Genomic DNA, 13,188 nt, shown 5'->3' on the forward strand with positions numbered 1-13,188 from the left:
ACGCTACCGCCGTCCTCCCTAGCTTCGCACCGCTCGCGACGCCTGCACGAAACCCTCGATTGGTAGGGTTTGGAGCGTTACTGCGCGCGGGCGTTGAGGCGATAGATGACGGTCTTGAACGGCGCAACCGACGCGATCTTGTTGCCGTCCTTGGTCGCATCCGCCTCGTCGACCATCTTCTGGAGCGAAGCGGCGATGGTGGCGTCACCCTTGGCCGAACGGCGGTCGATGACCTGCACGGTGACGAACTTCGCCGCAGCATTGTTGATCTTCGGCAAAAGCTCGACGAGCTTGGGACGCGCGGCTTCGCCACCGAGCACGCCGACCATGTACGCGCTCTTGATGCCGATGAACTGCTTGTCGCCGACGTGCGAGTTCGGATCCTCGAGCTTCTTATAGTAGCAGTCGAGTTTGTCCGCGCACTCGGTCAAGAGGTCCTTGGTCATCTTGTATTCTTTTTCGTAGCCCTTGCCGAGCGTCGACGGTTTGCCGTCGGGGCCGGTGATCTTCGATTCGGCAAGTTTGTCCACGTCCGCGATCTGATCATGCTTCATGAGCTTCATGACCGTGAGCAGCGTGGAGGCGCGGAGCGGCTCGACGTCGCCGTCTTCACCTCGCGCGTCGAGCGCCTGCTTGACCATCCACGGAACCATGCTGGCGTCGAAGAGGTAGCCCATCGTTTCGAGGAGCTGATCGCGAGCGCCGACGCCCGGGGGGATCGTCATCGTGATCGAGGTCTTTTCGTAGAGCGTCTTGACGGTATCGACTGCTGCTTGGTTGATCGGCAACTTGAGCAGCTCGCGGCCGATGACGATCTTGCCGGTTTCGTCGGCCTTCGCGATGGCGTCGATCATCGGCTGAATGGCCTCTTCGCGACCGATCGATCCGAGCATGAGTGCGGCCGGCGCAACGTACGCCGTGGGAGCAGCCTTCGTCGCAGCCTCGGGCGGCTTGCCATCGGGGCCTTGGTTTGCCTTCAAGTATTCGAGCTTCGCGTACTCGACGAGGTCCGCATCGCCGCCTTGGAGAAGCGTGACGAGAGGCGCAATGGCCGGCTTGCCAATCTTGATGAGCGCGTAGATGGCCGTTGCTTGGCCATCGGCTTTGACCGGCGACAAGACGATCTTGATGAGCGGTTTGACCGCGTTCGCAGCCTTCAAATTCCCAAGGATTTCGGAGCAGGTGATCTGCCAGTAGAACTCGTCCTTGAGGACGTTGATGTCCTTGCGGTCGTTGATCGGCTTGCCGATCATCGTCACGCACTGCGCCTCCCACGACGGATCCGCAAGGTCGAGCAGCGCATCGTGCACGTCACGCGTGATGAGCGATGCCTTGGGTTTGGAGTGACGAAGCTTGGTGAACGCCTCGAAGAGCGGGCCTGCCGCGTCTTTGGCCTTCATCGCGCCGACGCCACGAGCGGCTGCGCGCACGTCTTCTTCCGTGTTGTCCGGCTTGTAGTCCTTGAGCGTCTTGATGAGGCATGGCGCGCCGCGGGGATCGCGTGCGTCAGACAGGAACTTGACGACCTTCGACTGCGTCTTCTCGTCGAGATCACCAGCGACGCAAAGTTGCGACAGCGGTTCGACGATCTTGTCGAGCAGCGGCTTGACGTTCGCGCCGTTGCGGTCCTTGTTGTCCTTCGTCATCGCGTCTTCGAAGAACTGCACGAGGCGGCTGACGGCAGGTACGCGCGTGCCCGCATCCGAGAGCTTCTTCACGTGCGTCATCGGGTCGTTTTCGTCGCCACTACAGCCAACGATGGCGCCAGTGGCCACGGTCAGCCCCGCGGCAAGGGCAGCCCCCGCGAGCAGTGAGCGAAGGGTAGAGTCGATTGAGCGTGCTGTGCGGAACATGTCTTCCTCCGGTGCTCCCTCAGAAGCGGCCTCGGCATGGCTCCAATGCCCGTCTTGGTTGCGAACTTGCCCGCAGTGACGGCGAAACCAGAACCACCTCGGCGCGTAACGAAATCAATCGCAAGATCAGGAACGTAGAAGCCGCAGTCCCCACCGAAAGGCGAGCCCCCCGGATGAGTGGGGAAGCGACTCAACCCGCTTGCGATCGTGCCGAGCACGCTATTCTCCACGGACTTGGGTGTCAATTCGATGGATGCAATCGATGCAACGTCGCTCCAAGTGACGACGAAACGGTAGTGTGTCCCACCGACGACAGACGCCTTGTCAACATCTTCAACCGATGATCATCGTCTCGGCCAAGAGTTTGCCCTCGGCAAACCGCCGCAAATTCCAGCGCTCGAACATCGGAAGGTTCGTCCCTTCCGCGATGTGCTCCGCAAGAAGTTTGCCCATGACCGGCGCCATCATGAAGCCGTGGCCCATGAACCCCGACGCCTGGTAAAACTCGTCCACCTCGTCGACGGGCCCGACGATCGGATTCGCATCCGGCGTGAGATCGTAGCAACCCGCCCACTGACGGAGAACCTTCACGCGGCCGAGCACCGGCACGGTGCGCGTGAGCGCTCGGGCGTAAAGCGCCAGAAAACGATGCGACGAACCCATGTCGAGCCCTTCGGGGACATCGTGGTTCGAGATGCCCCCCACGATTTCTCCGCGCATCGACTGCGAAAAGTAAAGGCCGTCGGACAAGTCGGCGACGAGCGGATCGAGCCACGGCTTGAGCGGCTCGGTTGAACAAATCTCGTGACGATGTGGGCGGTTTGGCAAGGACACCCCGAGCAGCGCGGCAACGTTGGGGCTCCAAGCACCACACGCGTTGACCACTCGGTTCGTCCGAATCTCCCCGCGTGACGTGATGACCGCTTCGATCCGTCGCCCGTGCGTGCGAAACCCCGTCACCTCGGTGAACGTCGCGATGTCCACACCGAGCGCCGCTGCACACTCGGCGTAACCCCACACGAAGGGCCACGGAAAAACCACACCGTCATCGGGATTGTAGCTGGCGCAAAGAATGCCGTCGGTGTCGAGCTCGGCAACGACGCGTCTCGCTTCCTTCGGTTCGAGAAGTTTCGTTCCGAGCCCGCAGTCGTTCTGGATCTTCACGCTGGCTTCGAGACGTTTTCGAGCTTCGTCCGTACGAGCCAAAAACAAATATCCGCCCTGCCGAAACCACACGTTGATCTTCATTTCGGCCGCAAAATCGCGACACATGCGGATGCTCTCACGCATCAGCAGAATGTTTTCTTCGCTGCCGAATTGAGCTCGAACGCCGCCTCCGTTGCGACCGCTCGCACCACCGCAGAGGTAGCCCTTGTCGAGCACGACGATGTCCGTGATGCCGTGGTTTTTCGCGAGGTGATACGCGATCGACAACCCCATGATGCCGCCACCGACGATCACGACTTTGGCTTGATCGCGCATCTTTGAACGAGCCTCTAGCGCACGGCAGCCACGGCTTCGAGGACCTTGTCGAATAGCGCCGCGTTCGTCGCGACGAGCCCGTTCGGCAGCGCAATGTCAGAAGCGGCGTAGTTGATGAGCTGCCCGTCGAGGTCCGTGAATCGACCGCCTGCTGCCAGCAGAATCGCTTCGGGGGCGCACGTATCCCAGAGCTTCACGCCCCTGCCCGCATGCACGTAAATCTCCGCGACGGCAGTCACCACGCGCGACACCTTCACCCCCACCGACCCACAAGGCAGTTGCTTGTGCACGCCCAGCCGCGCAGCGAGGGGATCCAAGAGGGGCGGCCTGTGCGAACGCGACGTCATCATGGTCGCTTGCGCCGGATCATGCTCTTCGGACACGCGAAGCGGATGCCGCTCTCCCCTTGCAGTCTCACGAAACGCAATCGTTTGTGCACCAAGCTTCCCGCACAACGCATCGCCTTGCTCGGGCATGACGACGACGCCGAGCGTCGGGCGACCGCGCACCGCAAGACCGATCATCACGGCAAACTCGGGAATCTTGTCGGCAAATTCTCGTGTCCCATCGAGCGGGTCGACGAAGAAGACACGTTCATTTTGAAGGAGTCGCGCAACCTCGTCGGGGCTTTCCGGAACGCTCTCTTCCGCGAGAATGGCAGCTCCTGGAAACCGCTGCTCGATACGCTCGCAAATGAGCGCATTGGCTTCGCGATCGGCCCGCGTGACGGGATCGTTCGGTCCCTTCATCTCCACCGAAAACGGCGTTGCGTACACCGCGCGAACGATCGCGGCAGCTTCGCGGGCAATCTCGAGAACCTGTTCAAGCTCGGTGTCTTTGGAATCGCCCTGCATGATGTGCTCCCTCCTCGCGCAGTCGTGTGGGGCTCGCGAGATACGTTTGTCAGACGTCGAGACCTGCTGCAGCAAGACGCCCTGCAAGCTCGACCATGGTCGTGTCTTTCAGATAAGGCGGCGCGCCGGCATCGCGCACGAGCTGTTCGAGCTGGAAAACCGAACGAGGCCCGAGCACCGCGGACGAGACCAGTTGGTTTGCGAGAACGAATCGCAGCGCCACGGAACGCAAGCTCGCGATGTCGTCACGCATGGCTGGCCTGAGAGCATCGAGTTGGCTGATGCGCAGCCTGAGGTCGTCACGCGTCCAACGATGTGCTCGGTGATCGCCGTCTTCGAATTCGCGCTCCGCGGTCCAATGACCCGTCAGAAGCCCATGGGCGAGCACGCTTCGCGCAAGAACGCCTACGCCGTTCTGCGTGATCTCCGCCGAAAGGGCGTGAAGGTCCGCAGCCATGAACGTGTTGTACGCCAGCTCGATCACCTGCGCCCCAGCTCGAATCGCTGCGGTGCCCACGGCTGCGCTGCCAACACTCGCCCCCCACGCTCGGATGAACCCCTCGTCGACCATTTCCTTCATGAACGCAGCAGTGTCTGTCTCGACAAACGTGCGTTCGGTGGGGTTGTGCAGGAGCACGATGTCGATCGGCTCGCGGGCGAGTCTGTCTCGCGAATGCAAGAGCGCCTCTCGCAAGTAGCTGGGATCGAAGTGCTTCAGCGGAGGCTTGCTGTCGAGGTCCGTGCCGATCTTCGTGACGACGTAGGTGTCGTCCTTGGACAAACGTTCGGCGAGCTTTTTCTCCATGGCTCCACGGCCGTACACATCGGCCGTGTCGAAGAGGTTGATGCCACTCGCGATCGCCTTGTCGATGACGCGATCGACCTCGGCAAACACCATGGGTCCGTAGCCATCTCCGGACAGGCCCCAGGTACCAAGGGCGAGCTCGGAGACTTGCATTTCGGTTTTACCGAGAGAGCGCTTGCGCACGTGCCGGATCTACAACGCCTGTCGTGATCCGTCCATCGCGCAAGACGAAGCTCGTTACGGTTCGGAGCTTCCGGTCGCCAGGTGCGGGCCCAAGAGATGCACTTCGATAGGAGTGCGCATGAGGAAGCAAGTCGGCGGCGCATCACGCACACTGGGTCGACAAGGCAAAGTCCCGTGCGAAAGGCCTGCGCGAGTGGGCTCGCTACGCGCCCTGGAAGTCGTCGCCACGCGTGGCGCCGACGTGCTCGGTGTGCGTCACCTTCTCGAAGGCGGCGCGTGCTGGGTAGGTCCTGCGCAGTCGTCGATCGCGAACATTCCGATGAGCGATTACGGCGGCGCATCGATGGTCGCGGAAGTCGTGGACGGACAATGCAGGCTGCACGTTCCCCCGCGAGCACGTGCACGAACGCATGGAAAAGACGGCCTCGGCAGATTGCTCATGGGCCCTGTCGATCTCGACATCGCCGAAGGTGATCGAGCCGTCGTCGTGCTCGGCTCCGTGCAAATCCGCGCTCGTGTCGTGAACATCGAGACGGCAGGGAAAGTCGAGCCGTATCGTCGACGCGATGCGCTGAAGTGGCTGTTGGCAGTCGCCACGCTCTACTTCGTCGTCTTGGGCGTCTGCGCGCTGGTTGCTCCGGAAAAACCGAAGCAACTCGAGCCTGGAGCCTTGCAACGCGCCGTCGCCGCAACGCTCGACCGCGCCGCAGAAAAGGCCAGGCAACGTGCCTCGACCACGCCGTGACGACTACTGCACGATCCAGTAGTGAAACGAGTTGAACGTCGAGGTGCCGCTCTTCGTCGTGACCTCGACGGTCGCATCGTGGTCGCCCACTGAAGGTACGTTCACCACGCGCTCCACCCACTCGCCGCCGGGAATCATCGTGGTCCCAACTTCGGCGTCTCGGACACGCACGACGAGCTCCGTGTCCTGTTCTGCCGACACGCGCATGACGAGCTTCGCTGGTTTGTTCGGGTGCGCGAACGATGCGACGAAGCTATCGGCACGTCGGCGCAGGCGACCACCATCGGCAACTTCGAAAGGCGATTCGACTTCCTGCACGTTCGCCCCAGGAGGAGCCCCGAGCATGGCCACGTTGTCGTGATCCGAGCCTCCGAACAGCGCGTATCCATGTGCCTTTTCCGATTCGAGATCGGACACGTCCATCTCGTCGATCACCTTGGCCTCGGGCGGCAACGCGATGCGCGGAAGTGCGCCCGAACCCATGCGATCCCACCTGGCTTCGTAGGCGATCATCGTATGACCTCCAAGGATCGATTGATCCGTGACCGTGGCTCGATGCAGTTCGTCGCCAAGAACGGGTTCGCACGACATCCACTGTGGGTACACGATGAAGTGCGACGGACGGCGTTCGACCGGCAGTTTTTCGTAGTGCTCGAAGCGTGAGCCCGCGCCGTGCGTCCAGTAAAACGCCTCACCCTCCGTGGTCAAACCGCACACGTCGAACGTCTTGCGGTTCGACAAGTATGCGATGGCTCCCGTGTCGTTCACGCCGATACGCGCATCCGCGGGCAGGTGCTCACGCGCCCAAAATCCAAGCGCAACCTGTTGCCTATCGATCGCGTGCGCACTCTCGGCAAGATCCGCGAGTGCCCGAGGAAGTTTGACCACGAGCGCACCGGCAAACACGCCCGCAATGACGGTGCCGACGGGCAAGTTCGTTTTGCCAAACCGCTGGACGGCGTCGCCCAACAAACGCGCAAGGCACGCCGCGAGCACGAAGTGCGTGGCGAAAAACGGCCACACGTAACGCACTCGGTTCCACAAGAAACTCAAGTACGTGCATGGGAGCACCGTCGCCACGACGAGGATGAACACGAACAGGGCGTGAATCGAAATGCGCTCACGCCACGCACACACGATGAGCGCGCCGAGCCCCAGGAGCACCACGTAGAGATGCCCCTCCTGGACAAACAGCCATGTCCAGTCGCCGCCATCGAGCACGCTCGTGAAGAGCAGTCGCACGTTCGATTCAATGAACGCACGCGCTCCCGCGCGGTCGTACGCGGGGTTCGCCGGCAACCACTTGACCATCGTCGTCGCCGACGTCGCATGACCCGCAAACAGCACATGCAGCGCCGGAACGACGAGCGGGCCCGTGAGCGGCACGAGCGGCATGAGGCGGCTCCGCCATCCACGCACGGAAAGCGCGCGAAACGCGAGCGCCAGGAACGCGATGCCCGAAGCAAGCAAACCTTCCGGCCGAAGGAGCGGCGTGACCACGCCGAGCAGCGCGACTTCCATCGGGGAAACGGGCGGTTTGTCCGGGTCGGGTTCGCAGAGCTCCGCCGACGCGCGCGCCGTGCGCACGAGCAACCACGTGAAGGGAATCGTCTCCATCCCGCTCCACGCAAACCACGCGAAGCCGCCAAACCCGAGGCTCATGGCAAGCGCCGCCGTCGCGACTTCGGGGCCCGCCAGTCGTCGCGACAAACGCATCACTTCCACGGCAAGCGCAGCATGCGCAAGCGTGCCCCAGAACCAAGCGCCCCACGCGAGCGACAGCTCGTGCAGCCCGAGCAAATGAAACGGCGCGAGTAAGATCGGCCAGAGCAAGCTCGTTGCGCCCGTCGTGTACCCTTCGCCAGCGACGTACGAGAAAAACTCGCCCTCCGCCAAACGTCGCGCGTACTGCAAGTGGATGAAGGAATCATCGAGCGGTAGGGCAGGGTGACCCGCTCGCTCGAAAATCTTGCGGATCGCAACGAACCCGATCGTGCCGCTCACGAGCAGTGCGAAGGCGTACGGACGCATGCGTGAACCGAGCGCGCGTACGAGCTTCATGGCTTGCTGCGCTCGTCGCGTCGGCGCGGCGATGGGCAATGCCGTCTCGTTCGTCACAGCCGTCTCGGCTTGCTCGGGCGCTCCTTCGGGCGTCGTCACGGGCGCGACGATATCACCGCAAGCGCTACCCAACCGCGCGCCGCTGTGCTTGTTTTGCGCCCGCCATGGTGTTTCAGCCGCGAGCCAACCATCCCTACGCACATGCAGCCCGTTTTCCCGGCGAAGGCGACGTCGACGTCGATTCGCTCATGCCGGGCAAGGGTCCAATCGAAATCGAGATCGGTCCAGGGCGCGGGGGCTTTCTCTTCGAGCGCGCTGCGGCTGCGCCCGATCGCCGGCTGCTCGGCCTGGAAATTCGCCTGAAGTGGTCGGCCATCGTGGATGAACGACTGCGAAAACAAGGTCTCGGCGAACGCGCACGTGTCCTCAACGCGGACGCGCGCGAAGCGCTCGTGCGACTGCGTCCCGATGGCTCGATCGACACGTTTTTCCTGCACTTTCCCGATCCCTGGTGGAAAAAGCGACACACCAAGCGTCTCGTCATGAACCCCGAGCTGCTTGCAGAGCTCGCGCGCTTGTTGCGGCCCGGCGGTGAGCTGTACGTGCAGACCGACGTCGAAGAACGCGCCGCGCAGTACGAAGCGCAAATCGGAGCGCACGAAGCGTTCGAGCCTGCGGGCGACGTCGAAGGTTCGGCGCGGCTCGAAGAAAACCCGTACGGAGCGCGAAGTCCGCGCGAGCATCGTGCGATCGCCGACGGCCTTCCAGTGACGCGACTTCGTTACCGAAAGCGACCGCTCGTCAGTTCAACTTGAACGCGGCCCGAGCGACCTCGCCCGCTTTCACTTGGACCGCTTGCGACTGCGAAGCTCCACCGCCGTCAGGCTTGCAAGTGACGCGCGCGGTGCCTTCTTTGACGACCGCTTCGACCGGTGTTGCGCCGTATCCGGTGCCGTTGATCGTCACGCTGCAGAAGCCGCCCTTGGACGTCACACGCACTTTGCCCGTGCCTCCGCCGCCACCTCCCGATGGCGTGCCGCCGCCTTGCGGTTCTCCCGGTTTGGCGTTCGGATCAAGCTTGGCGAGCGTTTCCTGGATGAGTTTCGTTTCGCCCTGTTTGGCGGTGAACGTGATCGTCTTGGGGACGTGCCCATTTGCTTGGAACACCAACTTGTGCTCTTCGTCCGCGCTGAGCCCTTCGATTTTGGTGGGGTTGCCCTTGAGCGGCTTGTTGTCGAGCCACACGTTGGCGAGCGGAATGATCTTGAGGACGACCGTCACCGAACCGGCCTTCATGACGGCCTGAATCGTGCGCTTGGGCTGAGCTTCCGTGAGCTTCACCGTTTCGCGGAACGCCTCGAAACCCTCTTGCGTGAGTTTTACTTGGATGTCCGTATCGAGCGGCAAGCCGTCGATCACTGCGGGCGTCACATCTTTGCGTAGGTCCCCGCTGATCCAAATGGCACAACCTTCGTTGCCGCCGCACTTCAGCTCGAGCGACCCTTTGACTTCCGGGGGTTTGACTTCGTTTTGCTTGTTCAACAGGGCCGCATTCGCAGCATCACGCTCGGCCGCTTGCTGCCGCATGTACAAGAACCCGCCCACGGCAGCTCCCGTCACCAAAACCAGCGCGATCCAAAGCCCCACACTCGAGCGCTTGGGCGCAGTCGTCGTACCGCCCGTGGCCGACATCGTGCCTGGGCTCGTTAGGCCCTCGAACGACGCGCCTTGCTGCATCGCGATGATGTCGGCGAGTTGTTTGACGTCCTGAAGAACTTCTTTCTGCTGTGCGAGTTTGTCCTCGAACAGCGACTGCATCCATTGCGTGAGGCTGATCTGCGAAACCGGAATGCGTTCTTCACGGATGAACGCTTCGAGATCACTCTGCATCTCACGCGCGCTCTGGTACCGCTTTTCGCGGTCTTTCTCGAGCGCCTTCATGATGATGCGGTCGAGCGCCGGAGGGAACCCAGCTTTGACCGCGCTCGGATGCGGATACTCCTTGTCGCAAATGAGCTTCAACGTCTCGAACTCGCTCGCGCCTTTGAAGAGACGCTTTCCGGTCGAGAGCTCGAAAAGAAGCACGCCCACGGCGAAGATGTCGCTGCGCCAATCGATGTTGCCGCCCGCTGCTTGCTCGGGCGACATGTACGGAACTTTGCCCTTGAGCTGCCCGTCTTTGGTGTCTTCGCCCGACTGCGACGAAGACTTGGCGACACCAAAGTCGACGATCTTCACGTCGCCGGAAAATGTGACGACGATGTTTTGTGGCGAGATGTCGCGGTGCACGATGTTGAGCAGCCGCCCTTCGAGGTCGCGCCTTTCGTGCGCGTACGCGAGACCCGCGCACATCCCCGTCGCGATCGCCACCGCATGCTCCAGCGGAAACTCGGACAAGTTCTTCTTGCGCATCGCCCGCACGATCGAGCGAATGTCTTCACCGTGGATGTGCTCCATGGCGATGAAGTACGTGCCGTCGACCTGACCGACGTCGAAGGTCTGCACGATGTTCGGATGCGACATCGACGCTGCAACGCGCGCTTCGTGCAGCAGCATGTCGATGAACGCTTTGTCCTGGTTCATCGACGGCAAGATGCGCTTGATGACGATGAGCTTTTCAAAGCCGCCCGCGGAACGTTGCAGCGCGAGAAAGATTTCGGCCATTCCGCCGGATGCGAGTCGGCGCAGAAGTGTGTACTTGCCGAACTGACGTGGCAGATTTTCCGTAGCTGCGGGCGGAACTATCCCGAAGTTTTCTTTGGGCTCTCCATCCGCTTGCTGCACCATCGATGCGTTCCCTGGATTCCGACGGCTAGGGCGTGCATCATGCCAATGACGGTGCGTAATGTCGACGGATTCTTACAGTAAGTTCCGCGTTGGATCGCGCGGGGGCACGGCGACGCTTCTCGAAGGCGTGACGCGTGGCAGTAGCAGAAGAAGCGCGGAGCGTTTCTCGATAGGCAAGTGGACGCGGTTTGCACGTATCGCGTGCCCGTTTGTCGCCGGCGCGGTCATCGCGATCGGGCCTGACCCAGCGCATGCGGCGTCCATCACGAAGGGCCCCTATCTGCAAGCGCTCGGCCAAAAGGCCGTCACGATCAAACTCGAAGTGTCGATGCCCGAAACCGTGACCATCGACGTCACGGGGCCGGCCAATTTCAAAGCGACGCGTTCGTCCGAGTCCGCCAAGCGGTTTCACTCGGTACGCATCGATGGTTTGTCGCCAGGCACGACCTACGACTACAAAGTAACGGCGAGCGGCACGGAAAGCGCTTCGGCGAGTTTCACCACGGCCCCCGCGGAAAACAAGCCATTCAAGTTCGTCGTTTACGGGGACAACCGATCCGACGCTTCGACGCACGCCGCCATCGTGCGGATGATCGAAAAAGCTCCCGCCGATTTCCTCGTGCACACCGGCGACATGGTGCAAACGGGCGACAACGCGAGCGAGTGGCAAGAGTTTTTCCAGATCGAAAACAAGCTCCTCGCCAGTCGATGCATCTTCGTCGCCGTCGGAAACCACGAGCTGACGACGCCCGATCCCACGGGGCAAGTCACGTTTTTGCGGTACTTCGCCAGCGTCGAAGACGACGGACGCGAGCGCCCCCATCTTTACGGATCGTTTCGTTGGGCGAACACGAGGTTCTTCATGCTCAACGCCATGGACACGTGGACGGGCGACGAGCGCGAGTGGCTGAAGAGCGAGCTTGCATCGGCCATGAACGAACCCGGGCTCGTGCATCGCATCGTCGTCCTCCATCACGGACCGTTCTCCAGCGGCCGACATGGCAACAACGTCCGGCTGCATCGCAACGGAATCGTCGACATCTTGCGCGACCACAAAGTGAGCCTCGTGCTCGCCGGGCACGATCACCTCTACGACCGCGGCGAGGGGCAAGGCATCAAGTACATCGTGTCCGGAGGCGCGGGGGCACCGCTTTACTCGCGCGGAAAAGGCACTCCCGAAACGCAAAAGTTCGAGTCGGTGAACCACTACCTCGAAGTCGCCGTCGACGGAGATACCGTGAGCATCGACGCTCGAAGGGCAAGCGGCAGCATCATCGAGCGCTGCTCGTTCAAGGGTCTCGAGAAGTGGTCGTGCAATTCGCCTGACGAAAAACCGGCATCCACCACGCCGCGCCCCGTTGAACGAAGTGCTTCGGCGTGTGTTTGCTCGCTCCCCGGCGCCGCGTCTTCCACGACCGCAGCACAGCCTCTCGCCTGGCTCGCGACTCTGCTCTTGATCGCTTGGCGCAGGCAACGATAACCTCCGCCCATGCGTCGCTCGGTTTCGCTCGTTTCGACCGCGTCCAAAATCGCCCTCGTTGGCTGCATCGTTTTCGGCAGCGCTGCTTTGGGCTGCGCGACGTATCACGACGATCTCATGCGAGCGCGCGCTCACTACGACGCCAACCAGCACGAGAAAGCACTCGCGCTCTTCCGCGTGCTCGAACCCGACATCGATTCGCTCTCCACGGGCGAACAAGCACAATACGCGTACCTGCGTGGCATGACGGACTATCGACTCGCCGGCTCGTCGCTGACGTCCAACGTGACCGGCGGAGCGGCCGATCCCAAGAAGGCGTACCGGACAAACGCTCGCCATTGGCTCGCCATCGCCGCAGCGATCGAAAAAGAGACGCCCGGAGGCCTCACGCCCGAAGAAAAGACGCGTCTCACAGAGTCGCTCGATGATCTGAACAAGGACGTTTACGGTGGGGCCGAAAGCCTCGAAGAAGACGTAAAGAAGGACGAGAAGAAGCCTGCTGATGGTGCAGCGACGCCACCTGCCGATGCGTCTGCAGCAGCTCCGCCTGGTGCGCCCGCAGCTCCGCCTGGCGCGCCCATGCCAGCAGCTCCTCCGGCTGGGTCACCCAAGTAGGCGCGGAAAAAGCACGCTTACCTGATCAGGACGATCCCATGCGAAGAGCGTGGATCTCGTCCTTCAGTTTCAGCTTCTGCTTCTTGAGGTCGGCGACTTCGATTTGCTCGGCGGGTGTCAGGTAGACGCGGCGTGCGAGCTCTTGGATCCGTGCATCGAGCGATCGGTGAAGCGCCTCCACTTCGCTCAGGCGGTCGGCCCCAGACTCGGCTCCTTGCGACAACTGAACCTGCTTCGTCATGCCCACCTCCAGATGGGGCCCCGCGCGTTGCGATGGGCCCGCTTGCTGGTCCACCGAGCCACTCACCGCACCCTGGGCGAGC

General features: G+C 62.1%; 11 protein-coding genes. 4 read left to right on the top strand and 7 right to left on the bottom strand.

The genetic code is table 11. The annotated features are described in order from the left end of the window. Positions 1-77: 77 nt before the first annotated feature. The 4 genes from IPM54_05285 to IPM54_05300 all read right to left on the bottom strand — a co-directional run bounded on the left by IPM54_05285 (position 78) and on the right by IPM54_05300 (position 5,177). Positions 78-1,853, bottom strand: a complete 1,776-nt coding sequence (locus tag IPM54_05285; protein ID MBK9259231.1) for a hypothetical protein — start codon at positions 1,851-1,853, stop codon at positions 78-80. A 333-nt stretch (positions 1,854-2,186) separates the two neighbouring features. Then, a complete protein-coding gene (locus IPM54_05290; GenBank protein ID MBK9259232.1) occupies positions 2,187-3,335 on the bottom strand; it encodes an FAD-binding oxidoreductase in 1,149 nt (382 codons plus the stop codon). A gap of 14 nt (positions 3,336-3,349) precedes the next feature. Beyond that, positions 3,350-4,189, bottom strand: coding sequence for a 3'(2'),5'-bisphosphate nucleotidase CysQ (locus IPM54_05295; GenBank protein ID MBK9259233.1), 840 nt, complete (start codon positions 4,187-4,189; stop codon positions 3,350-3,352). 49 nt (positions 4,190-4,238) lie between these two features. Continuing rightward, a complete protein-coding gene (locus IPM54_05300) occupies positions 4,239-5,177 on the bottom strand; it encodes an aldo/keto reductase (GenBank protein ID MBK9259234.1) in 939 nt (312 codons plus the stop codon). A gap of 118 nt (positions 5,178-5,295) precedes the next feature. Between IPM54_05300 and IPM54_05305 the strand changes: the two genes are divergently transcribed. Beyond that, the gene (locus IPM54_05305) at positions 5,296-5,922 is read left to right on the top strand and encodes a hypothetical protein (GenBank protein ID MBK9259235.1); all 627 of its coding nucleotides are present in this window, start codon (positions 5,296-5,298) and stop codon (positions 5,920-5,922) included. 3 nt (positions 5,923-5,925) lie between these two features. Here the strand turns inward: IPM54_05305 and IPM54_05310 are convergent, their stop codons facing one another. Further along, positions 5,926-7,983 carry a hypothetical protein gene (locus IPM54_05310; protein ID MBK9259236.1) on the bottom strand — a complete coding sequence of 686 codons (2,058 nt, stop codon included), beginning with the start codon at positions 7,981-7,983 and terminating at the stop codon, positions 5,926-5,928. A gap of 164 nt (positions 7,984-8,147) precedes the next feature. Between IPM54_05310 and IPM54_05315 the strand changes: the two genes are divergently transcribed. Further along, positions 8,148-8,798 (top strand): methyltransferase domain-containing protein, encoded by a 651-nt coding sequence (locus IPM54_05315; GenBank protein ID MBK9259237.1) that lies wholly within the window; start codon positions 8,148-8,150, stop codon positions 8,796-8,798. On the opposite strand, the gene IPM54_05320 is transcribed toward IPM54_05315, so the two are convergent. Then, a complete protein-coding gene (locus IPM54_05320; protein ID MBK9259238.1) occupies positions 8,785-10,770 on the bottom strand; it encodes a serine/threonine protein kinase in 1,986 nt (661 codons plus the stop codon). The two genes, IPM54_05315 and IPM54_05320, sit on opposite strands and share 14 nt — an antisense overlap. A gap of 58 nt (positions 10,771-10,828) precedes the next feature. Here IPM54_05320 and IPM54_05325 point away from each other — a divergent pair, with 58 nt between their 5' ends. Continuing rightward, positions 10,829-12,250, top strand: a complete 1,422-nt coding sequence (locus tag IPM54_05325; GenBank protein MBK9259239.1) for a metallophosphoesterase — start codon at positions 10,829-10,831, stop codon at positions 12,248-12,250. Between the two features lie 48 nt (positions 12,251-12,298). Beyond that, positions 12,299-12,865, top strand: a complete 567-nt coding sequence (locus tag IPM54_05330; GenBank protein ID MBK9259240.1) for a hypothetical protein — start codon at positions 12,299-12,301, stop codon at positions 12,863-12,865. A 25-nt stretch (positions 12,866-12,890) separates the two neighbouring features. On the opposite strand, the gene IPM54_05335 is transcribed toward IPM54_05330, so the two are convergent. Beyond that, the gene (locus tag IPM54_05335) at positions 12,891-13,106 is read right to left on the bottom strand and encodes a DUF465 domain-containing protein (protein MBK9259241.1); all 216 of its coding nucleotides are present in this window, start codon (positions 13,104-13,106) and stop codon (positions 12,891-12,893) included. Positions 13,107-13,188 lie beyond the last annotated feature (82 nt).

The sequence above is a fragment of the Polyangiaceae bacterium genome (assembly GCA_016715885.1).
GTDB lineage: Bacteria > Myxococcota_A > Polyangia > Polyangiales > Polyangiaceae > Polyangium.